Source organism: Massilia sp. BKSP1R2A-1, assembly GCF_050586525.1.
Classification (GTDB): Bacteria; Pseudomonadota; Gammaproteobacteria; order Burkholderiales; family Burkholderiaceae_D; genus Telluria.
This window is the reverse complement of sequence record NZ_JBOBRE010000009.1, coordinates 97,231-119,248: the sequence shown is the minus strand read 5'-3', so window position 1 is coordinate 119,248 and position 22,018 is coordinate 97,231. Positions and strand designations below refer to the sequence as shown.

Annotated in this window: 20 protein-coding genes and 1 tRNA gene; 8 read left to right on the top strand and 13 right to left on the bottom strand. The window is 67.3% G+C overall.

Annotated elements, in window-relative coordinates; translation table 11 throughout:
• Window position 1: 1 nt before the first annotated feature.
• The 10 genes from ACQ7JA_RS15345 to ACQ7JA_RS15300 form a co-directional block, all read right to left on the bottom strand.
• Window positions 2-1,204: an acyl-CoA dehydrogenase family protein gene (locus ACQ7JA_RS15345; RefSeq protein WP_430899187.1), complete on the bottom strand. Its 1,203-nt coding sequence runs from the start codon at window positions 1,202-1,204 to the stop codon at window positions 2-4.
• Between the two features lie 139 nt (window positions 1,205-1,343).
• Entirely contained in the window at window positions 1,344-2,114 is a 771-nt protein-coding gene (locus ACQ7JA_RS15340; protein ID WP_430899185.1) for a PEP-CTERM sorting domain-containing protein, read from the bottom strand.
• A 302-nt stretch (window positions 2,115-2,416) separates the two neighbouring features.
• Entirely contained in the window at window positions 2,417-4,702 is a 2,286-nt protein-coding gene (locus ACQ7JA_RS15335; protein ID WP_430899183.1) for a carboxy terminal-processing peptidase, read from the bottom strand.
• A 168-nt stretch (window positions 4,703-4,870) separates the two neighbouring features.
• Window positions 4,871-5,437 (bottom strand): hypothetical protein, encoded by a 567-nt coding sequence (locus ACQ7JA_RS15330; protein ID WP_430899181.1) that lies wholly within the window; start codon window positions 5,435-5,437, stop codon window positions 4,871-4,873.
• Window positions 5,438-5,442: 5 nt separating this feature from the next.
• Entirely contained in the window at window positions 5,443-5,994 is a 552-nt protein-coding gene (locus ACQ7JA_RS15325; RefSeq protein WP_430899179.1) for a thymidine kinase, read from the bottom strand.
• Between the two features lie 296 nt (window positions 5,995-6,290).
• A complete protein-coding gene (locus ACQ7JA_RS15320) occupies window positions 6,291-8,510 on the bottom strand; it encodes a penicillin acylase family protein (protein WP_430899177.1) in 2,220 nt (739 codons plus the stop codon).
• Window positions 8,511-8,538: 28 nt separating this feature from the next.
• Window positions 8,539-9,330, bottom strand: coding sequence for a hypothetical protein (locus tag ACQ7JA_RS15315; protein ID WP_430899175.1), 792 nt, complete (start codon window positions 9,328-9,330; stop codon window positions 8,539-8,541).
• Window positions 9,331-9,522: 192 nt separating this feature from the next.
• A tRNA-Leu gene (locus tag ACQ7JA_RS15310) sits at window positions 9,523-9,609 on the bottom strand.
• 263 nt (window positions 9,610-9,872) lie between these two features.
• Window positions 9,873-10,082 carry a hypothetical protein gene (locus tag ACQ7JA_RS15305; RefSeq protein ID WP_430899173.1) on the bottom strand — a complete coding sequence of 70 codons (210 nt, stop codon included), beginning with the start codon at window positions 10,080-10,082 and terminating at the stop codon, window positions 9,873-9,875.
• Between the two features lie 10 nt (window positions 10,083-10,092).
• On the bottom strand, window positions 10,093-10,485 hold the full coding sequence (locus ACQ7JA_RS15300; RefSeq protein ID WP_430899171.1) for a hypothetical protein: 393 nt from the start codon (window positions 10,483-10,485) through the stop codon (window positions 10,093-10,095).
• Between the two features lie 24 nt (window positions 10,486-10,509).
• Between ACQ7JA_RS15300 and ACQ7JA_RS15295 the strand changes: the two genes are divergently transcribed.
• Both ACQ7JA_RS15295 and ACQ7JA_RS15290 read left to right on the top strand, forming a co-directional pair.
• Window positions 10,510-11,286, top strand: a complete 777-nt coding sequence (locus tag ACQ7JA_RS15295) for an SOS response-associated peptidase (RefSeq protein WP_430899169.1) — start codon at window positions 10,510-10,512, stop codon at window positions 11,284-11,286.
• 142 nt (window positions 11,287-11,428) lie between these two features.
• Window positions 11,429-11,785, top strand: a complete 357-nt coding sequence (locus ACQ7JA_RS15290; protein WP_430899167.1) for a DUF1566 domain-containing protein — start codon at window positions 11,429-11,431, stop codon at window positions 11,783-11,785.
• A 24-nt stretch (window positions 11,786-11,809) separates the two neighbouring features.
• On the opposite strand, the gene ACQ7JA_RS15285 is transcribed toward ACQ7JA_RS15290, so the two are convergent.
• Both ACQ7JA_RS15285 and ACQ7JA_RS15280 read right to left on the bottom strand, forming a co-directional pair.
• The gene (locus ACQ7JA_RS15285; RefSeq protein ID WP_430899165.1) at window positions 11,810-13,240 is read right to left on the bottom strand and encodes a M20/M25/M40 family metallo-hydrolase; all 1,431 of its coding nucleotides are present in this window, start codon (window positions 13,238-13,240) and stop codon (window positions 11,810-11,812) included.
• A gap of 103 nt (window positions 13,241-13,343) precedes the next feature.
• On the bottom strand, window positions 13,344-14,414 hold the full coding sequence (locus ACQ7JA_RS15280; RefSeq protein ID WP_430899426.1) for a metallophosphoesterase: 1,071 nt from the start codon (window positions 14,412-14,414) through the stop codon (window positions 13,344-13,346).
• 268 nt (window positions 14,415-14,682) lie between these two features.
• Between ACQ7JA_RS15280 and ACQ7JA_RS15275 the strand changes: the two genes are divergently transcribed.
• The 6 genes from ACQ7JA_RS15275 (at window position 14,683) to ACQ7JA_RS15250 (ending at window position 21,630) form a co-directional block, all read left to right on the top strand.
• Complete coding sequence (locus ACQ7JA_RS15275) at window positions 14,683-15,141, top strand: YMGG-like glycine zipper-containing protein (protein WP_430899163.1); 459 nt, start codon at window positions 14,683-14,685, stop codon at window positions 15,139-15,141.
• A 114-nt stretch (window positions 15,142-15,255) separates the two neighbouring features.
• Window positions 15,256-16,212, top strand: coding sequence for an IS1595 family transposase (locus ACQ7JA_RS15270; protein ID WP_430899161.1), 957 nt, complete (start codon window positions 15,256-15,258; stop codon window positions 16,210-16,212).
• Window positions 16,213-16,308: 96 nt separating this feature from the next.
• Window positions 16,309-17,271: a protein kinase domain-containing protein gene (locus ACQ7JA_RS15265; RefSeq protein WP_430899159.1), complete on the top strand. Its 963-nt coding sequence runs from the start codon at window positions 16,309-16,311 to the stop codon at window positions 17,269-17,271.
• Complete coding sequence (locus ACQ7JA_RS15260) at window positions 17,268-19,583, top strand: FtsW/RodA/SpoVE family cell cycle protein (protein WP_430899157.1); 2,316 nt, start codon at window positions 17,268-17,270, stop codon at window positions 19,581-19,583. Before ACQ7JA_RS15265 ends, ACQ7JA_RS15260 begins: the two co-directional genes overlap by 4 nt.
• Entirely contained in the window at window positions 19,553-21,100 is a 1,548-nt protein-coding gene (locus ACQ7JA_RS15255; protein ID WP_430899155.1) for a hypothetical protein, read from the top strand. Before ACQ7JA_RS15260 ends, ACQ7JA_RS15255 begins: the two co-directional genes overlap by 31 nt.
• Entirely contained in the window at window positions 21,097-21,630 is a 534-nt protein-coding gene (locus tag ACQ7JA_RS15250) for an SH3 domain-containing protein (protein ID WP_430899153.1), read from the top strand. Before ACQ7JA_RS15255 ends, ACQ7JA_RS15250 begins: the two co-directional genes overlap by 4 nt.
• On the opposite strand, the gene ACQ7JA_RS15245 is transcribed toward ACQ7JA_RS15250, so the two are convergent.
• Window positions 21,520-21,978 carry a GNAT family N-acetyltransferase gene (locus ACQ7JA_RS15245; protein ID WP_430899151.1) on the bottom strand — a complete coding sequence of 153 codons (459 nt, stop codon included), beginning with the start codon at window positions 21,976-21,978 and terminating at the stop codon, window positions 21,520-21,522. The genes ACQ7JA_RS15250 and ACQ7JA_RS15245 overlap by 111 nt on opposite strands.
• Between the last annotated feature and the right edge of the window lie 40 nt (window positions 21,979-22,018).

Here is a 22,018-nt window from a genome sequence, read left to right as displayed (position 1 = left end):
CTCACAGGCCCAGGATCATCTGGGTGATGATGTTGCGCTGGATCTCGTTCGAGCCCCCGTAGATGGAGGTCTTGCGGTAGTTGAAGTAGTACGAGGCGAGCGGCGCCGCCAGGTCGTCGCCGGCCGCGCTGTGCTCCTCTTCTCCCTCCAGGAAGGCCGGGTCGAAAGGCAGCGCCATCGGGCCCGCCGCTTCCAGCATCAGTTCGGTGAGCATCTGCTGGATGTCGGTGCCGCGCACCTTCAGCAGCGAGGCTTCCGGCCCCGGCGACTTGCTGGCCTGGGCCAGCACGCGCAACACCGTCATCTCGAGCGCCATCAGCTCGATCTCGAGGTCGGCGACCTTCGCGGCGAACAGCGGGTCTTCCAGCAGCGGACGGCCGTTCTTCTGCTCGCGGCGCGCCAGGCGCTTGAGGAAGGCCAGCTCGCGCTTGCTGCGGCCGACGGCGGCGATGCCGGTGCGTTCGTGGCCGAGCAGGTATTTGGCATAGGTCCAGCCCCGGTTCTCCTGGCCCACCAGGTTGGCGACGGGAACGCGGACATTGTCGAAGAAGACTTCGTTCACCTCGTGGTCTTCGTCGAGCATGATGATCGGGCGCACCGTGATCCCGGGCGAATGCATGTCGATCAGGAGAAAGGAGATGCCCTCCTGCTTGCGCACCGAGCTGTCGGTGCGGACCAGGCAGAAGATCATGTCGGCGTGCTGGGCCAGCGTGGTCCAGGTTTTCTGGCCGTTGACGATGTAGTGCTCGCCCTCATCGTCCACACCTCGAACCGCCGTGGTCTTGAGCGAAGCCAGGTCGGACCCGGAGCCGGGTTCGGAATAGCCCTGGCACCACCAGTCTTCGCAGGACAGGATGCGCGGCAGGAAGAAGTCCTTCTGTTCCTGGGAGCCGAAGGCCATGATCACGGGCGCCACCATGTCGATCCCGAAGGGCATCACGCGCGGCGTGCCGGCGCGGGCGCACTCCTCCTCGAAGATGTGGCGCTGTACCGGCGTCCAGCCGGGGCCGCCGAATTCGACCGGCCAGCCGGGAGCGACCCAGCCCTGTTTGGCGAGGATGCGGTGCCAGCGGACGAAGTCGTCCTTGCTCAGCCGCAGGTGGCCCAGCACCTTGGCGCGCAGGTCTTCGGGTAGATGGGAATCGAGGAAGGCGCGGACCTGGTCGCGAAAGGCCAGGTCCCCGTCCGAGTAGTGCAGGTCCATGTCGTCTCCTTGTTATTCGATCGCCAGAAAAAGCACGACCGTTCACAAGGATTGTACAGGAATTGAACTCGCTGCCAAGCGGGAAATGACCGCAATGCGCAGGCTGGCGGAGCGCTCATGGTCCCGCCGAGGGAGGATATCAGTGCTTGCGGCGGCGGGTCAGCGCGCCCGCGCCCAGCATACCGGCAAGCATCAGGGCGATGCTCGACGGCTCCGGGACTTCGGCTGGGTCGGCCACGTCCTGAACAGGCAACTGCGCCTGTCCGTTTCCATTGCCATTCGAGCCGTTGGAGCCGTTGGAGCCATTCGAACCGTTCGAGCCGTTCGAACCGTTCGAACCATTCGAGCCGTTGGAACCATTCGAGCCGTCCGAGCCGTTGGAACCATTCGAGCCGTTGGAACCATCCGTGCCGTTGGCGCCATTCGATCCACTTGAACCGCCGTTAGAAGCGCCGCCGCCACCGCCACCGCCACCGCCGCCGCCGCCCATGCCGGGCGCCTTGTCGACGCCGTCCACGATCAGCGCGCCATTCGCGGTGCCGATCACCGATTTGCCGTCGCCCAGCGTTGCCGCCAGGATGCCGTTGCCGGCGGCCAGCAGGTAAGTGCCCTCGACGCCGCGCGAGAAGAACAGCTGGGTCTGGCCGTCGACCTGGCCGAGATTGGCGGAAGCCTTGCCCATCAGGACATCGGTCAGGCTGGCATCGCTCGCCCCGCTGCCGTACGACACGCCGCCGACGAGGTTCAGGCTGCCACCGAGGACGCCGGATCCCAGCACATTGGTTCCATTACCGGTGGTCCAGTTGTTCAGGAAGCTGGTGGCCGGCGCCGACGTGGCCGAGAGCGGATCAGCGTGAGCGACACTGGCGCAAACCATGAGGGCAGCTGCAGCGACGTGACGAATTGCCATGATATTAACTCCTTGGATGGTGTGAAATTGTTGTTCTTACAACCGTAGAGTTATCCTATCACAAGTAAAAAAAAGGCAATATTTCGCGTAACTCAACCGTGCGCGGGGTAGGAGAGTCGGAAAAATCCGCGTAAATCAGTAGGAACAATCCTACTCGAGGTGATCATGCGCCAAGATAAACGGCACGCGTGCGTGATCAAAGCCACAATTTTTGAGAAACATTTTATGCAATAAAAATGGCCAGGCTGCAACAGCAGACCTGGCCATTCTTGTCCTGCAGGAGCGCCCGCCCCTGCTGCCGATCAGTTACCGGCGCGTGGCGCCGCCATATAGGGCATGGCGCGCGAAGCCATGCGGGTGTCGGTACGCAGCATGCCCACCTCATCGGCGAGGATGTTGGCCGCTTCCTGCAGGAAGATATCCTTGGCATCCTTGGCCGCCTTCTCGGCAGCAATTTCCGCCGCCAGGTCGCGCTCGTCGTACTGCAGACCGTCGTCCTGGCGCGGCGCACCGCGTACGGCCGTCACCGCCTTGGCCGGCTTGGTCGGCTCCGGCACCTTGCCGCGCGCCTCCTTGCCACCCGGGGCTGCGGCAGGCTCGTCGGTCGCGGTACCGGTGGCGCCCGCCAGGCGCGCTTCACGCAGCTTGGCGCGGGCGTCCTGGGCATCGCGTTCCTTGCGGCGCACGGCTTCGTTCAGCGAGATCGCATTTTCCTTGCGCAGCTTGAGGACTTCGTCGATGTCTTCCTTGAGGAACTGGAACTCCTTGTCCTTGGCGATGCGCGCCTCGTGACGCTGCTGGAGCGGGCCGATCAGTTCCTTCAGGTCGCCTGCCGCCGTGTAGGAAGCCGGCTTGATCGCCACCCAGGGCAAGGCATTGTTATAGGACGATTCGCCGAAGCTTTCCATGTCGGACAGCTGGGGCAGCTTGATGTCCGGGGTCACGCCGCGCAGCTGGGTGGTGCCGCCGTTGATGCGGAAGAACTGGGCGATCGTCATCTTCAGCTCGCCATAGCGCACCTTCTCGCCCGGCGCGAAGCGGTCGAGGTCGATCAGGGTCTGGACCGTGCCCTTGCCGAAGCTCGGCTCGCCGATCACCAGGCCGCGGCCATAGTCCTGGATCGCCGCCGCGAAGATTTCCGAGGCAGAGGCCGAGCCGCGGTTGATCAGGACGCCCATCGGACCGTCCCAGGCCAGGCCGGCCTGGGTGTCGGCCTCGATCTCGACGCGGCCGGTGGCGTCGCGCTGCTGCACCACCGGGCCCTTGTCGATGAACAGGCCCGTCAGTTCGATGGCTTCCGTCAGCGAACCGCCGCCGTTGTTGCGCAGGTCGATCAGGACGTTGTCGACTTTCTCTTTCTTGAGTTCGTTGAGGATGCGGGCCACGTCGCGGGTGGCGCTGCGGTAGTCCTTGTCGCCACGGCGACGGCCCTCGAAGTCGAGGTAGAAGGTCGGCAGCGAAATCACACCGACGCGACGCTTGAAGGCGCCATCCTTGACTTCGATGATCGACTTCTTGGCGGCCTGCTCTTCCATGCTGATCTTCTTGCGCACCATGGAGACGGTGACGTGCTTGGCGTCGGGGCCGGCGTCGCCGGGCAGCACATCGAGGCGCACGGTGGTGTTCTTCTCGCCGCGCACCAGCTGCACGACGTCGTCGATGCGCCAGCCGAGCACGTCGGTGAACGGACCGTTGCCCTGCGCCACGCCGACGATCTTGTCGCCGACCTTCAGCTTGCCCGACAGCGCAGCCGGGCTGCCCGGCACGATCTCGCGGATCACGGTGTACTCGTCGCGCGACTGCAGCACGGCGCCGATGCCCTCCAGCGACAGGCGCATGGCGATATCGAAGTTGTCGGCCGAGCGCGGGCCCAGATAGTTGGTGTGCGGCTCGATCGCGGTGGCGTACGCGTTCATGAACATCTGGAACACGTCTTCGTTGTTGAGCTTGCGGATGCGGGTAACGTAGTTCTCGTAACGCTTGTCGAGCGTCTCGCGGATGGCTTTCTCATCCTTGCCGGCCAGCTTCAGGCGCAGCCAGTCGTTCTTGACGCGCTTGCGCCACAGTTCGCGCACCTCGTCCTCGTTCTTCGCCCACGGCGACTTTTCACGGTCGAGTTCGAGCGTCTCGTCGAGGGTGAAGTCCGGCTTGGTCTTGAGCAGCTGGCGCGCGTAGTTCATGCGCTCGGTAAAGCGCTGCTGGTAGAGGTTGTAGATCGCAAACGGGGCCGACAGGTTCTCGTTGTTGATCGCATCGTCCATCTTGGTGCGCAGCGGAGCGAAGCCGTCGATGTCCGCCTGGACGAAGTACAGCTTCTCGCTGTCCAGGTTCTCGAAATAGTTGTCGAAGATCTTCACCGACATCGCGTCGTCGAGCGGCGTCGCCTTGTAGTGGTAGCGGCCAAGGACGCGCGAGGCCCAGAGCGCGGCCTGGGTCTGCTCGGCGAGCGGTTTCATCTGGAGCGGACCGGCCGCCGTTGCAGCGGCCTTCGCCGGGGCCACGGCGGCGACCTTCTCCGGCTGCGCGGTGACCACATGGGCCGACATGGCAAAGGCCATTGCGGCCATGAACAGATGATGTTTCTTCATTGGTCGTCTCTCCGAATCGGGGAACACTTGATGCCTGGCGCTTCCGGCCCTGTGCCGGACAATACGCCCTTCGTGGCCCATTCTACAGGAAGGTACAAGGAGGCAGAGCCAGCTTGTAGGCTTTTCCGATGCAACCTTACAAAGCTTAAGGCTGGCATAAGCCGGCATTCATCCTTTGGCAATAGCGAGCAGTTGGCTTCCATACATGCCGGTCACCACCGCAATGATTCCGATGGGAATCCAAGGCCAGGACCGCGCCGCCAGGCGCCAGTCCACCGGCGATGGCCAGAAGGACAGGAACTGCGGCGCGAGGATGAAGGTCAGCAGCAGGTCGACCGGCTCGAACACCCAACCGTGGCGGGTGCGCCACCAGGCCACGCCGAAGGGCAAGGCCAGGATGAGCAGCGGCGCCAATGCGGCGGGCGCGGCGTTGTACCAGCGCAGGTTGGCGAAGCTGACGGAGCCCAGCTCCCAGTTGTGTCCCTTGCCCGGTTTCCTGATCTTTCGCGGAAGGATACTCATGCCGACCGGTTCGGCATTGGTCAGGAGGCCCACCGAGAAATGGGCGAGCTCATGGCACAGGGTGCCGGCGGCGGTGAAGAGAAAGAAGAAGGGATGAGCGCCCGACGCGATCCACAGGAGCAGCGCCAGCGCTGCCGAGGGAATCAGGTAGAGCAACATGTCGCCGCCGGCGCAGGCGGCGGCCGGCAGCCAGGTCGTGCAGCCGGCCGGCACCGGTGTTACGCCGCGTAGAAGCAGCGGCCGCAGGCCTGGCGGTAACTCTCGTTGCCGCCAATACTGACCTGCTCGCCCTCGCGGATACGGCGGCCTTCGGGGTCGACGCGGATATTCATGGTCGCCTTCTTGCCGCAGGTGCAGATGTTCTTGATTTCTTCGATGTCGTCGGCCAGCGCCAGCAGATAGGCCGAGCCGGGGAAAGGTGCGCCGCGGAAGTCGCTGCGCAGGCCGTAGCAGATGACGGGAATGCCGCGCACCTGCGCCACCTGGTGCAGCTGCTGCACCTGGAGCGTGGTGAGGAATTGCGCTTCGTCGACCAGGATGCAGGCGACCTGCGGGGCGTCGTTCAGGAAATTGGTGTCGCCATCGAACAGGTCGACCTGGCGCTGCGGCCCCAAACGGGAGGTGATCAGGCCGACGCCGTAGCGGTTGTCGATGGCCGCCGTGTACAGCTTGACCTGCTGGCCCTGCTCTTCGTAGTTGTGCGCGACCTGCAAGAGGGAGGTCGATTTGCCGGCGTTCATCGCCGAATACCTGAAATAGAGTTTTGCCACGGCCCTGCCCTGCGCACACGAAGTTAATTGCCGATTATAACAAGCGAGTTCCAGCCAGCACCAGTGGGCCGGGCATCAATCCTCGTGCGGACGGGCGGGGTTACCGGCCACCCGGTTACCGGCCGCGACATCGTGGGTGACGACGCTGCCGGCCCCGATGACGGCGTCGTCGCCGATCTCTACCGGCGCGACGTCGAGGATGATGCAGCTGAAGTGGCCTGTTGCTGGGCCACCAGCTCGCGGGCGCCGGCACGATACGGCAGCCCCGCCAGCATTTTCTCCCGCTCGTTCATTGCTTACATGCCCGGGTGGTATTTGCGCTCGAGGTGCTTCTCGATGTCTTCCTTATAGAACAGCACGTCCTTGAACTCGCCGCGACTGTACATTTCCGCCTGGTCGGCGAAGTGCTTCGAGGCCGGGTTGTTGCTGTTGCCGCCCGCGAGGATACTCTTGGCGCGCACCCTCGGGCCGAACTCCACCACGGCCACGAAGCTGTTGCCGCGGTCGCCGTAGATACGCCTGGTCTTCTGCTTGGCTACCATGCCGAAGGAGGCCAGCGAGCCCCAGTTGGCGGAAGCGAAGCCGACCGGGAAGCTCGGCTTGCTGTCGTCGTACTGCTGGTCGACGTCGCCGCTGATGCGCTGGAAGCGGTTGATCTCGCCCCATGGCGTCTTCCAGGTGCCGAAGTCGCTCGTGAGTTTCTCGCTGGCGCGCTGAAGCGAAGCGAGGCGTTCCTCGGCGTTCAGGCTGTGCGTGATGAAATCGACCACCGGCGTGCCCTGGGCGCGGGCGCGCGGCGCGTTCTTCGCGACCATGTCCTGGCCCCAGTAGATCGCAAGCGAGGTCGGTACCGATGCGACGCCATAGCGCAGGTCCCAGCCGCGCAGGCTTGCTACCTGCTCGGCAAGCGCCGCCTTGCGCGGATCGTCCGCCGGCAGGGCCTCGTAGTCCTTCAGCAGCTGCGGCACCAGGGGCTCGAAGGCGGTCAGGTGGCTGTCGTAGGCGGCGGCGATCAGGCTGTCGAGGGTGAAGCCCTTGGCATCCTTGAGCACGCGCTCGGCGTGGCGGCCGCGCGCATTCTCGGGCAGCGACCACATATAGTCGGGCCAGGCTTCGCGCTTCGGGCTGCTGGCGCCGGAAGAACTGAAAGGCCAGTTGTTGGTGTTCGAGATGTAGCCGCTGGCCGGGTTGAACAGGGTGATGGTGTCCTTGATCGCATGCAGGCCCTGCCACTCGGTAGCCGGGGTGCTGCCGTCGACCGGCTTGGTCCAGTCGAACTTCGGATCGCGCTTCGGGATGAAGTTGCCGTGGAAGTAGGCGATATTCCCCTTCGCATCCGCATACACCGTGTTGTTCGAGGAATTGGTGCGCAGCTCCATGGCCTTGTAGAAGGCATTGTAGTCGCGCGCCTTGGTGCGGCTATAGGACTGGGTCAGGGCCTTGAGCGGCTCGTCCATCATTTTCACGGCGACCCACTTGCCATCCACCGCGCGCACGATCGGACCGTGGTGGGTGAAGTAGGCGGTGATGGTCTTGCTGGCCATCGCGCCGGATGGGGTTTTATAGGGGAGCGTCACCGGCGCGGCGCGCACCGGGCGCTCTTCCTTGCCGTACTTGTAGAAGAACTTGCCGTCGCGCTCAACGACGGTTTCCAGGTATTCGTCAATGACGTCGCCGCCGCCTGAGGTATGCATCCAGCCGGTCTTCTCGTTGAAACCCTGGTAGATGAAGAACTGGCCCCAGGTCACGGCGCCGTAGGCGTTCAGCCCCTGCTCGCTCACCATGTGCACTTCCGGGCGGAAGTAGAAGGAGGTGTGCGGGTTGATCAAGAGGAGCGCATTGCCCGTACTCGAGAGCTTGGGTGCAATCGCGAAACCGTTGGAACCGCGCGGCTCGGCATCGAAACCTTTATCACGGGCGGCCGTGGCTACCTGGGTGTTCTTGCCGTAGAAGCGCTCCAGCTCCTTCAGGTCGATCGACTCGATGTCGCCGCCGATGCTGCCTTCGCTGAAGCTCAGCGCCATCCAGGGCTCGAAGCGCGTGATCAGCTTCGGCTTCACTTCCGGATGGGTGTGCAGGTAGTAGTTCAGGCCATCGGCGAAGGCGTTCATCAGCTCCTTCAGCCAGGCCGGGCTGGCCGCATACTTGGCCTGCATGCCGGCGGGCTGGATGTACATCTTCATGCGCAGGTCGCGCCAGACCTCCTTCTCGCCCTCGACTTCGGCCAGGCGGCCCATCGCATTGATGTAGTTGAGCTCGACCCGGTTGAAATCGTCCTCGGCCTGGGCGTACAGCAAGCCGAAGACCGCATCGGCGTCACGCTTGCCGAAGACGTGGGGGATGCCCCATTTGTCGCGCATGATGGTCACCCGCGCCGCGGTCTTCTTCCAGCGGGCCAGCTCCGCCTTGCCTGGGGCCTGCTGCACGGCGGGCGCGGCGCCGAAGGCCATCGCCGGCACGGCGGCGCCCAGGGCGGCGGCCAGGATGGTCGGGAGGATGCGGCGGGTGTCGATCATGCGGGTCTCCTTCGTTCTTGTTATCGCCTCAAGCCAGGCCGGCGTGCACCAGTTTCTGCTTCAGGACTTCGTTTTCGGTCAGCAGGGTTGCGACGCGGTCCTTCAGATTGGCCACCTCGGCGCGCAGGGCGGCGCGCTCGTCCTCGGGATCGACCGGGACCGTTTCCTTTTTCGGACGGGCCGCCTGCTTCTGCTCGCGCACCTGGCGGGCGGCCTGCTGCAGCTCCTTGCGTCCGCCGGCGACGGCCGCCTTCTGCTCCTCTTCGGAGAGCTGCGCCACGTTCGCGGCCGCATTGATCGAGATGGCGCCGGTGCGCACCGCTTCGCGCAGCTCCGGCGTCGCAGCCTTCTGGATGCGTTCGATCTGGCTGATGGTATTGGCCGAGACGCGCGCAGCCTTGGCGATTTCCTCGCGCGTGTTCCAGGGCGGCGGCGGGCGCGAGTCCATGTCGTCGGCTTCCGGCTCGGGCGGCTGCTCGGCCATCTTCTCGGCCAGGCGCGCCGTGACGATTTCCTTCTTCTTCAGGGCCAGCACGCCGCGCTGGAAGTCGGAGACGCTGCGGCGCGCCAGGTGGTTGTCGATCATCCACAGCATCACGTCCTCGAGCGAGGCGAAGTTGTTGTTGTGGACGGTGCGGAAGGGAATGCCGTGCTTCTGGCAGATCTCGTAGCGGTTATGACCGTCGATCAGGGTATCGCGCCACAGGACCAGCGCGTCGCGGCATCCCTCGGCGAGGAGGCTGCGCTCCAGCGCGGCGTATTCGATGTCGGTAAGCGGGTCGACGAAGGCACGCAGTTCGTCATTGATAATGATGTTCAATTCTTGTCCTCTTGCTGCGGCGCCATGAATTGGAGCGCCGACCGGCATGCTACACCATCCCGGCGGGAGGACCAATGGATGAGTCGACAGAGGAGGGAATCCGGACACCGAAAGGAGGCCGGGGGCCGAAGACGACGGCAAGGATGGGGTGCGCTGCCTCAATACCGTATTGTCGCCAGTTGGCGTCAATACTGGTGCCCCGAGCCGGGATCGAACCGGCACGCCCTCACGAGCACGGGATTTTAAGTCCCGGGTGTCTACCAGTTTCACCATCGGGGCAGCGGGCAGGATTCTAGCATATGGTCGGCTCGACAGGGTCGAAAGTGCAACGTTGCATGTTCAACCTGACCGGCAAAAAAAGGGCCGCTGTCCGTGGGACAGCGGCCTGAAGACTCAGTCAACACTGAGTTGGAGACACGCGGAGAGAGGTGGAACTATCCACCAGAGAACGATACCAAGATCGGGCTTCTCTTTGGCGCTACAAGCGCCAGTTCTTCCCGCGCGTCTGTCAGACTGATCGGACATTTGCCAGGCAACGCCTTTCAAGCGCCCGCCTTCAAGCTCTGCCAGGCAACGGCGACGCATACGATTGCGACGAAAAACAGCAGCCCGTACACAAAAATGCGCATCGACGAAGCCAGCCCGGCCACGGCCCGGTTGGCATCTTCGTTCAGCTTGCCTTTGCGACGCGCCGCGTTCAGCAGCATCGAGATGAAGACGAACAGCGTCGCCAGGATCAGTACGGCTTTCATGTCAACACTTTCAGGTGCGCGCCAGGATGACGCCCAGCGCCACCAGGGCGAGGATGGACGAGACACCGGTCGCCATGCCCAGCCACAGCAGCCGGGTGCGCGCCAGCTCCATCTTGGCGATCAGCTGGGCGTTCTGGTCGGCCAGGTTGGCGATGATCTCCGATGCCTGCAGCATCTGGGTGCGCAGGTCGGCCAGGTTCGACTCGTTCTTCTCGACGCGCAGCACCAGCGTGCCGAACAGGTTCTCTTCAGGCTGCGCCTCCATCGCCGGGCCGGGGGCCGTGCCCGACTTGCGCGCCACCGTGTCCCACAGCCTGCGCGCGCCGGTCGCGACTTGCGGCGCGGCATTGATCACTTCGCTCCACGGCACGGTTTTCAGGACGCTCCACCAGCCAGTTGCCATACCTCTTCTCCTCTGCGTTCATTCTTGAAACGGGTCAGGCGCGAGCATACCATTGCGCGCCACCTCCTGAAGATTCCACTGCCGCGCTACCGTGCCGCACCCCGCGCGCGCCTGCGCTACCATGCGCCCATGTGCGGACGATTTGACCAGAGCCAGACGGCTCGTTACTACGCCGGCGTCTTCGGCTGGACCGACGCGGTCTACGACAGCGAATCCACGCCTGCCTGGAATGTTTCTCCTGGCAGCTACCGCCCCCTCATGCACCTGCAGGATGGCGAGCGCCGCATCGACGACGTGTTCTGGAGCTACCGCGCGCGCTGGGCCGAGGGCAAGGTGCCGATCACGATCAATGCGCGCCTCGACAAGCTGGACAACCGCTACTGGCGCGGCATGCTGAAGAACGGGCGCGCCATCGTGCCGGCCGAGGGCTGGTACGAGTGGACCGGCGAGAAAGGCGCGAAGCAGCCCTGGCACATCCACCGGCGCGACCGCGCGCCCCTGTTCATGCTGGCCCTGGCCAATTTCGGCGGCTTCAAGGAGAACCGCGCCGAGGCCGGTTTCGTGATCGTCACCGACGCCGCCGGCGAAGGCATGCTCGACATCCATGACCGCCGCCCCGTGGTCGTCGAGGCCGCCGATGCCGAACTGTGGCTGGATCCTTCCCTGTCGACCGAACAGGCACTGGAGCTGGCGCGCCGCGCCGCCCTGCCCCCTGAGGCCTTCGAGTGGTACAAGGTGACGCCCGCCGTGAACCGGGCCGGCGTCCAGGACCCGCAGATGGCCCTGCCGATGCCCGAATAAACTCGATCCTAAAGGCACTCACTCGCAAGAAACTAAACACAGGCATGATCTAGATCGAAGCCCAGGCCGCAACCAACACCGTTCCCGACCAGTCTCATACAGACTGTGACCAAACCGAGGGACGTGTTAAATGGGCGAATACATGCAAGTCAGGGCCACCCTGCAAGAAGGCGAAACCTATGCCGGTCTCATCCTGGGCAAGGACGAACCCGACTACCACCTGATCCTGCTGCCGGGCGAAGCCGCCGACGTCAGCTGGCCGACGGCCGCCGACTGGGCTTCGTCCCAGGGTGGCGTGCTGCCGACCCGGCGTGAGCTGGCGCTGCTGTTCGCGAATGCGCGCGGCAATTTCGAACGCAGCTGGTACTGGTCGAGCGAACCGCACGAAACGCGCACCCAGCTGGTCTGGGGCCAGAATTTCGCCAGCGGCATCCAGACCATCTACGGCAGGCCCTACCGGGGACACGCGCGTGCGGTACGGCGCATCCCCATTCCCTGATCCCGCGCGGGCTGCCTGCGCGGCTCAACGCTCCGGGACATTCGCGCGGCCGATCGGCTGCTCGATATTGGCCAGGAACCAGCTCGTCGCGGCCATCAGCGCCACGTGGCGGCGCAGGTGGTCCGGGTCGACCTTGTCGAGCGTATCGGCCGGCGTGTGGTGGTAGTCGAAATAGCTCGAGGTGTCGATGAGCGGCGCGAAGCTCGGCACGCCGGCGCGCTCCAGGCCGGACAGATCGCCCGTGGACAGCGCGTCCTCGCGCCGCAGCACACCCGCGCCGATCGGCTGCAGGGCGGCCTGCAGCGGGGCGAACAGCTTGGTCATGTTGGCCGGCACGCTGGTGCGCAGGCCGAAGGGGCGGCCGGCGCCATTGTCGCTCTCGATCGCACCGATGTGCTTCTCGGCATTGGCCTGCTCGGCGGCCAGGTAGCCGCGCGCACCGCGGGTCCCGTTCTCCTCATTCATCCAGGCGATCATGCGGATGGTGCGGCGCGGACGGTAGTCGAGCTTCTTCAGGGTCTCGAGCACGGCCATCGCGCTGGCGACGCCGGCGGCATCGTCGTGGGCGCCGGTGGCCAGGTCCCAGGAATCGAGGTGACCGGACACGATGACGATCTCGTCGGCCTTGTCGGTGCCCGGCAGGTCGGCGATCACGTTATAGCTGTCGGCGTCCGGCAAGGTCTTGGGCGTGAGCACCAGGCGCATGCTCAAGGGGCCGCGTTTGGCCAGGCGGCTCATCAGCATTGCGTCCTCCGCGGTGACCGCCGCGGCCGGGATGCGTGCATTGTCCTGCAGGCCGGTCGAGCCGGTATGCGGCAGGCGGTAGCTGGCGCCGCCCACCGAGCGCACCAGCGCGCCCACGGCGCCCATCTCGGCCGCCATGCGCGGGCCGTCGCGGCGGTAGGCCGACGCCTGTCCGTAGGCCTGGCCGGCCAGGCCGCGGTCGGCCTGGTGCTGATCGAACGCGACGTCGAAGAGGACGATCCTGCCCTTCACTTCGCCCGCGCGCGCCTTCAGTTCATCGAAGCCCTTCACCACCACCACCTGCGCGGTCAGGCCCGCGGCCGGGGTCGCGCCGGAACCGCCGAGGGCGGTCAGCACGACGCGCTGGGTGATGCCGTCCGGACGGCCGCTGTATGCGACCAGTTCGCCGGTCTCCTGGCCGCGCACCCAGTGCGGGACCTTGACCGGTTGCAGCGTCACTTTGGCGCCGAGCTTGCGCATCGCCTCCGCCACCTGGGTCACGGCGGCGGCGGCGCCCGGCGAACCGGACAGGCGCGGACCGATCAGGTCGGTCATGTCCGCCATGCGCTCCCAGGCATAGTCGCTCTGCATCGCGGCATCGCGGATCTTCGCGAGCGCGGCCGGATCGTTGCCGGGGCTGGCGGCAAGGACGGAGGCGCTCATCAAGCTGGCGGCGAGGATGGTCAGGACTGGGAGGGTGCGGCGATTCATGCGTCGGATCCTTCGTGGGTGGAGTAAATGCCCACGATAGCGCAAGCGGCAACTTTTTGCTCAAGAATATTGCCGTATTTACTACGCCTGTCTCAGCCCGCCGTCAGGCCGGCACCAGGCGCACCAGTGTGATTTCGGACGGTGCGCCGAAGCGCTTCGGCGGTCCCCAATAGCCGGTGCCGCGGCTGATGTAGACCCACATATCGCGCACCCGGTGCAGGCCAGAGACGAAAGGCTGCTGGAGCGGCACGAACAGGTTCCAGGGAAAGAATTGCCCGCCATGGGTGTGTCCGGACAGCTGCAGGTGGAAACCGGCTTCCGCGGCATCGAGGGCGCTGCGCGGCTGGTGGGCCAGCAGGACGCGTACGCCCACGTCCGGGGGCGCCCCGGCCGCCGCCCGCCTGGGATCGCTCTTGTGCGAAGGGTTGAAATGGTGGGCGGTATAGTCGGCCACGCCCGCGATCATCAGTGCCGACCCGGCGCGGCGCCGCACTACGTGCTGGTTCATCAGGACGGTGAGGCCCAGCCGGCGCACCTCGGCGATCCACTCGTCGGCCCCGGAATAGTATTCATGATTGCCGGTAACGAAGAACACCCCGTCCGGTGCCGACAGGCGCGCCAGCGGCTGGGTGTGCAGGGCCAGGCGGTGCACGCTGCCGTCCACCAGGTCGCCGGTGACGGCGATCGCATCGGCGCCCAGCTTGTTGACCCGGTTGACGATGGCATTCAGATAGGGACGGCGGATGGTGGGGCCGACGTGGATGTCCGAGACCTGGGCGATCGCATAGCCGTGCAGGGCCTGCGGCAGGCCGGCGATCGGCACGTCGACCCGCTTCACGCGAGCCAGCCGGCGCGCGTTGACGAAACCGAGGGTCGTCACGCCCAGGGCAAGCAGCGGCACGCCCAGCGCGCTCAGACGCACCACCTCCGGCGTCATCCAACCGGCGATACGCAGGACGATCAGCAGCAGGTCGCGCACCAGTGTCGTCACCAGGAGCGAGGAGAAAAAGCCCATCGACAGCAAGCCAGCCCAGCTCACCACGCTCGACCAGCGGTGCCGGCGCAGCGAGGCCGACATCAGCCCGACCGGCACCAGCACGGTGAGGAGCAGCAGCACGAGCACGCCGGCGGCGTCGAACAGCGGGCCCAGGGCCATATCCGGCAGCAGCCGCATGCCGATGTACACCTGCAAGAGGACGAGAAGAAAGAGGATGGTGGCAAACGATCGGTTCACGGAGGGGCTCGGGCGGAGTAAACAGTAACAATTGTTAGATGGGGCAGCCCGTCTCTACTGCAAGGGCGGTTTGGCGGGTGTATCGCATCCGTTCCGTTTGTAAAAATCTGTATTAACGGATGGCAGCATGCTGCGGGGCGCCTATAGTGCTTCCATGCCCGGCGCAGTTCGATCATCCAGATCACCGCTGCGGCAATAAGGAAAAGCCATGTGGAAATCTAACATTGTTGGTGCGGTGGTCCTGGCCGCGGTTGCCGTCTCCCCTGCGGCAATGGCGGACGACCGTGGTGTCAATACCGCTATCGGCGCCGTGGTCGGCGCGGCAATCGGCCACAGCGCCGGCGGCGGCACCGGCGCCCTGGTGGGCGGCGTGGTCGGCGCGGCAGTGGGCAACTCGATCTCGACCCGCGACGACCGCCGCTATTACGACAACCGCTACTATGACAACCGCGGCTACCACGGCGGCTACGTCCAGCCCCGCCCGGTCTATGTGCAGCCGCGTCCGGTCTATGTCCAGCCGCGCCCGGTGTACGTCCAGCCGCGTCCGGTCTACGTCGAGCACCGCCGCGACTGGGACCGTTACGACCGTCGCGACTGGGATCGCCATGATCGCCATGACCGCCGCGACTGGGACCGCGGCGATCGCTGGGATCGCCACGGCCGCTGACACGAAGCCGCGCACTGCGCGGCTTTTTCGTTGGCTGTGTTCGCGGTTGTTGGGTGAACCAAATCGTGTTGTCGAAGTCTTACGCATCGTCGAGTTAACTCATCTGGAGTGACGATGCAAGGCCTGAGCTTTGACGAATTGTTCGCATTCTTGTCCGCGGCGCCATTGTCCAGCACCGATCTGGCCCGGCTGCGCGCGTGGATCGACAGCGTCCGCGACCCAGCCGAGTGCCTGGCGCTCATCGAGGCGGCCGCGGCAGGCCGGCCATGTCCCCATTGCGCCTGCGCGCGCCTGCACCGGTCAGGCTTCGCCAGCGGCCTGCAGCGGTTTCGCTGCCTGGGCTGCCGCCGTTCCTTCAATGCGCTGACCGGCACGCCGCTGGCCCGGCTGCGCAAGCGCGCGTGCTGGCTGCCATATATCCAGTGCTTGCTGGAATCGCGCACCGTGCGCGACGCGGCGCTCGCCACCGGCGTGCATCGCACCACCAGCTTCCGGTGGCGCCACCGCTTCGCGCCGGGCGCCGCGCGTCACCGGCCGGCCACCCTGTCGGCGATCGTCGAGGCCGACGAAACCTACCTGCTGGAATCGCAGAAGGGATCGCGCAACTTGACGCGCCCGCCGCGACAGCGCGGGGGTGTCGCCCGGCGGCGCGGCATCAACCGCGAGCATGATTGCCTGCTGGTGGCGCGCGACCGCAGTGGCGCCACGCTAGACTTTCATACCGGCCGTGGCCCTGTGACTGCGGCGCAGCTACGCGCCTGCCTGCAGCCAGTGCTGCCCGGCGACGTGCTGCTCATCAGCGATGGCGCGTCCGCCTACGTCCGGTTTGCCGCGGTCGCCGGCATCACGCACGAGCCCGTCAATGTCCGGACAGGCCGGCGCGCACGCGGCGCGATCCACATCCAGAACGTCAATGGCTGGCACAGCCGCTTCAAGAACTGGCTCGTGCGTTTCAAGGGCGTGGCCAGCCGCTACCTGGCGAACTATTCGGGATGGCAGCGCTTACTGGACGCGCAAACGTTGCATACACCAGCTCAGTGGTTATCTACTGCGGTACGACAAGGTAAGTAGAGGCAACTGCAATAGCATAGTTAACGCGAACACAGCCTTTTCGTTTTCCCCCCGCTTGTTTCCGGCAACGGCGCTGAAGCCGATCCGGAGACAAGCATGGTCCAGCAAGGCAGTATCGTTTCCCTCACCCGCGGTCACTACCGGCTGTGCGCGCCGCTCGGCGGCTCGGCCTACGGGATCGTCTGGCGCGCCACAGCGCCGGACGGCGCCCAGGTCGCCCTCAAGCTGGTCAATACCGAACAGATGGGGCGTGCCCCGGCCGGCCTGCGCGGCCACTGGAGCGACAGTGCACGCATCGAGACCGCCTTCCTGGCCGGGCTCGCGCCTTGGGACGGCCGCCACATCGTGCGCCTGCTCGACAGCGGCGGCCACGCGGGCCTGCCGGCGATGGCGCTGGAACTGCTCGACGGCGACCTCGCCTCCTGGCTCGCCGTGGAACAGGCGGCGGGGCGCGCAGTCACGCCCTGCCAGGCCCTGGACTGGTGCGCCCAGGTCAACCAGGCCCTGGGCAAGGTGCATGCGGCGGGCTTTCGCTACCTCGACCTCAAGCCGGCCAATCTCCTCCTCGAGCGCGCGACGCGCACCCTGAAGCTGGCCGACTTCGGCACCAGCCGGCCCCTGGCCGAGGCGGCCACCCATTCCTATGCCGGCACCGCCAGGTGGCAGGCGCCGGAACAGTTCTTCCCGGGCCCGGACGGGCGCTATCTCGCCGGCCAGCGCAGCGACTATTTCGCCCTCGGCGCCCTGCTCTACTACCTGGCGTGTGGCCGCCTGCTGCGCTACGGGGCGGCCTGCGGCGAAGCCTACAGCCTGCACGGCCACGCGGGCGCCGCCGCTCTGCGCACGCGCGACAGCGGCCTGCCGCCGGTCCTGGCCCAGGATGAAGCCGCCGACTTCGCCGGCCGCTTCGGGGCAGGCGCCGCCCAGGCGCTCGGCCTGCTGCGCGCCCTGCTGGCGCCCCGGCCCGAGGCCAGGCCGGGCCATGCCCTCGACATCAGCCGCATGCTCGGCGCCGTGCGCGCGGCCATGGCAGGCGGCAGCGCGAGGATGGCGGCATGAAGCCCCGCATCGACGCGCGCCTGCCGTGGGCCGCCCTCGCCCTCGGCCTGGTCTGCGCCCTGCAGCTCGCCGCCCTCCTGAACACACCCGTGCGCTACCTTCCTGCGCACATCCAGCTGCGCCTGGCCCCGGGCGAATCGGCCACGCTCGGACGCGCGGAACTCGCGGCGCCGCGCGCGGACGCACGCCAGTTCCTGCTGCGTCGCGACGCTGGAGGGCGCTGGTGGATGCGCAACACCCATCCCGCCCAGCCGGCCGTGCTGCTGCGCGGCGAGGCAAAGCAGGCCACCGGCACCCTGCTGCTCGCCGCCGGCCAGCGCCTGCAACTGGGCGCCGCGCGCTTCGATGTGATCGAGGCCGGTGCGGGCCGCGTACTGCTGCGCGGAGAAGGCCACCAGTGGGAATACGACGGCGCCTTCTTGCAGCGCGACGGCGCCGCCCAGCCATCCTGCCCGGATACAAGCGCGGGCGCCCGCCTCGTCGGGCTCTGGAACCGATTCGCCCCCGGCTTCCTGAATGCACGCCGTCCCGTCACCGCGGGCGGCTACCTGTACTGCGGCAACCGCCTCGCCGCCCCCGGCCTGGAAGCCGGCGCGGTGTCCCTGCTGCGCGCGGCGGATGGCGGCATCGCCCTCCAGGTACGCGGCTCCCAACCGGTGCCGGTATGGGATGCGCAGGGCTGGCAGGACGCCGCCACGCGCGAGCACCTGCTGGACGGCGTGGACGGCATCGCGGTCGGACGCAGCCGGCTGGGCGTCGCGATCGCGGGCGACATCCTGCACTTCCATCCGGGCGGCCAGGTCGAACTGTTCGCCCAGCCGCGCACGGAACTGCCGTCGTCGCTGGCCTGGACCTGGATCGAACGTTCGCTGTGGCAGTTCACGATGCCTCTACCTGCCGCCTGGATCGCCGGGCTCGCAGCCGCGCTGCTGGCTGGCCTCGCCGGGCTGCGGCGCGACGCCCTCCCCCGGGCTGCCGCCGGCGCCGCGATCACGGGATTCGCGGTACTGCTGCTGGCGATGCAGCGCGGCGGCCAGGCGCCCGGCGTGGGCTGGGCGCTGCTGGTCGCCTGGGCGGCGCTGTGGTACGCCCTGCTCTGGCCACGCCGCACGCTGCTGCTCGGCGCCGTCGCCGTGCTGATGCTCGGTACGGGCCTGCTGGTGCAGCTCGAACTCGGCCTGGGCGCGCGCGACACCTCCTGGCTGCGCCAGGCCGAGACCGGCTGCGTGCTGCTGGGCGCCGGCCTGCCCGCCGGCCTGCTGCTCCTGCAGGGCGTGGCGCGCGCCGGGATGTCGCGCGGCGCCACCGAAGGGCTGCTGGTGGCGCTCGCGCTCCTCGCACTGGCCGGCCTGCTGCTGCAGGTCGCCTTCGGCGACGAGACCGGCGTGTTCGATCTCCAGCCGGTGGAGTTCGCCAAGCTGGCCCTGGCCGCCCTGAGCGCCCACTGCCTGTCCCTGGCAAGCGGGAACGGCGGCCGGCAGGCCTGGCTGCGCGTACTGGCGCCGGTGCTGCTGTTCGTGCTGCTGCTGGCGGTGGCCCTGGTCCAGGTCGACGATTATTCCCCACTGCTCCTGCTGCTGGTCTGGGCCACCGCCAGCCTGCTCGCCTGGTGCCTGGCGAGCGGCCGGCGCCGCGCGGCCGGGCTGCTCGGCGCCGCAAGCTGCGCGGTGCTGGCCGGCGCGATGGCCCTGCAGGCGCTCGGACCGAGCCTGGGCGCGGCGGGCTTCTATACCGAACGCTTCCAGGTCTGGGCCGATCCCGGCGCCCACCCGCATACCGGCCAGCAGATGCTGCTGGGCGCGCGCGCCGTGAGCGAAGGAGGATGGCTGGGCGCGGATGGCCTGCTGGGCCTGGCCATGCTCGGCCAGTCAGCGGGCGAGGCGCTGCGCATCCCGGCCGTGCAGGACGATTTCGCGCCTTCTTTCCTGCTCAATCGCCACGGCCTGCTCGGCGCCCTGCTGCTGTGGACCCTGCAGGCCCTGCTGCTGGGCGCCCTGCTGCACGCGGCCGCATGCGGCTGGCGCGCGGGCGCGGCCGCCAAGGATTTCCGGCGCGCCTGGCTGGGACGCTTCCAGTGCTTCTTCCTCTGCGGCGGCGCCGCCTTCCTGGCCGGGCACTTCCTGCTGTCCTGGGGAACCAACCTGGCGCTGTTTCCCATCATGGGCCAGCCGATGAGCTTCCTCTCGGCCGGCGGTTCGCACCTGCTGTTTTTCATCTGCCCCCTGCTAGCGTTCGGCATGGCGAGCATTCAGAGCCTTGAACCTTCAACGGAGATTTCATCATGCCGGTCTATGTCCAACACGAAGTCCTAGCCAGGATCAACGATGTGTTCAACGCCGAGGCGCTGTGGCAGGCGCCGGGGCTGTCGCTGTTCTCGCGCCGGCCGCTCTTGCGCGACCTGCTGGAGCGCTCGCCGCGCGAGCAGCGCGGGCGCGCCGCCACCCGCTGCTTCTCGCACGTGACCCTGATGCTGCCCCAGGACGACGTCGACGACGACCGCCACCTGACCCGCGGCGCGCGCGTGCGCGACCTGGCCCAGTCGCTCGCCGCCCTGCACCAGAAGGACTTCGGCGACCTGCTGGGGGGCGACGAGGTGCGCTACCACGTGGTCGGCGCCGAGGCCGTGGAAGCGGGCGAGGTCAAGGTGAAGTTCGGCCACGCCGTCTACCTGCCGGCGCCGGGCGAGCAGGTGCTGTACCAGGTCAGCGCCTCGCGCGACAGCGCGGTGTGGCAGCCGGTCTGCGCGATCTATCCGGAACAGCGCCTGACCCTGGTCGGCCAGGACGCGGAGCACGCCACCTACGCAGTACCCGGCTGGACCTTCGGCGAAGGCGGCATCCTCCTGATCAACGACGGGCCGGAGGCGCCGCTCGAGGTCCAGGTACGCCCGAAGGATGCTCTCGACTGCCACTTCGATGCCGCCAACCATTACTACGTGCTCCGCGCCAGGGGCGGCGCCGGTCAGCGCCTGCTGCTGCGCATCGAGCGCGCCGCTGGGGCACTGCCGGCCGCCCCCGACAAGGCGCCGACTACGCCTTCGGCCCGCCCGCCCGCCGTCTGGAAGACCCGCATGTCCCCGGACACCGAGATGACGGCCATGCCGCTCGCCGTCCCGGCCGCGGCAGCCGCGCCGATCGCGCCGATCGCGCCGGAAAACGACGCCACCTACGCCCCGGTCGCGCGCCACCGCATTACGCTGGCCGCCCTGGCCCTGCCGCGCCTGAGCCGCTACCGCGACACCGGCGCCCAGGCGCTCGAAGTCGGCCTGGGCGCAAACCTGGCTCTGAGCGCCCCCGGCAAGGACAACCTGATCCGCTTCGCGGTCGACGACGCCGACGACGTCCATGCGATCACGGCCGACGGCCGCCAGCGCGTCGCCGTGCCGTCGCGCTTCGCGCCGCTCGACGGCGCCGCCGTGCAGCTGCATGCGGCGCCGGGCGGGATGGCCGAGCGCTACGCCGCCCTGCTCGGCCTGGAGCGTGGCCCGAGCCAGCCGGCTGCCGCCGGCACCCGCCTGGTGTTCGGGCGCGGCATGCCGGCGCTGGCCCAGCTGCGCGTGCTCGACGCGCCGCACTTCCTGCGCCAGCTGGACGGCAGCCTGGCCGCCAGCGCCGACCGCCTGGGCCTGTCGCGCAACGCCTTCAGCTGGGAAGCCGGCAGCGAAGGGCTTCGCATCGTGCGCCTGTCCGACACCCAGGCCCTGTTCCACCTCGACGCCGAACTGCGCATGGTGGGCCAGATCGACGTGGCGACCCAGGAGCAGCCCTATGTGATCCCGTCCGGCCACCACCTGGTCGCCGGCCATTACGTGCTGCGCTTCGACGCATGATGACGATCCTGGCCTATGGCGCCGCCCTGTTGCTGACGCTGTGCCTGGCGGCCTGGCTGACGCCGCGCGGCTGGTGGCGGCGGGCGAACGCGCGTGCGTTCGCCGTGCTCACGGGAGGCACCCTCCTGATCGGGACCCTGCTGCATGCGCTGTTTGCGCCGCCGCAGGCCGCACCGGAGCAGGAACTGCATGGCCAGCTGCCCGTCTCGGGACAGCGCTACCGGGCCTGGGACCACCTGAACCTGCGCTCGGACGTCGGGGTGGGATCGCAGCGGCTGGCGGTGCTGCCGGCCGGGACGCGGGTGACGGCCAGCGGCCGCCACCAGGGCGACTGGTGGGAGGTCAGCGCCCTCGTGGACGGGCGCCGGCAGGATGGCTGGGCGAGCAGCCTGTGGCTGCGGCGGGCCGACGAAGCCGGCTCACGCTTCTTCCAGCCGCATCGGGTTGAAGTACAGGCCCCTGGCGCACTGGGTCGGGCCGACCCGCGTGAAACCGAAGGCCTCGTAGACCGGCACCGCGAAGTTCGATGAATTGACGGTGAAGACGCCGTCGCCGCCGGCCGCGATCGCGGCCTCGCGCGCTTTCTCCCACAGCGCGCGCGCCAGGCCGCGCCGGTGCCAGCGCTTGCCGACGAAGAGGTGGAACAGGTGGCTGTGGTCGCGCACGGCCACGAAACCCGCCAGCTCGCCATCGACCACCGCCACGCGATAGACATGGCCGCGCGCGAGGAAGCCGCGCACACCCATCTCGTCGTTCTCGGCGAGGAAGGTCGACGCCCCTTGCGGCGGTGACTCGTGCACGATGTACTCGCGCGCCAGTTCGCGCAGCAAGCCAGCGACGGCGGGAATGTCCGCAGCCTCGAGCGGTCGGATCAGCATGGCGATCGATGTAAATATGTTTGGGAAACGCCACAATATC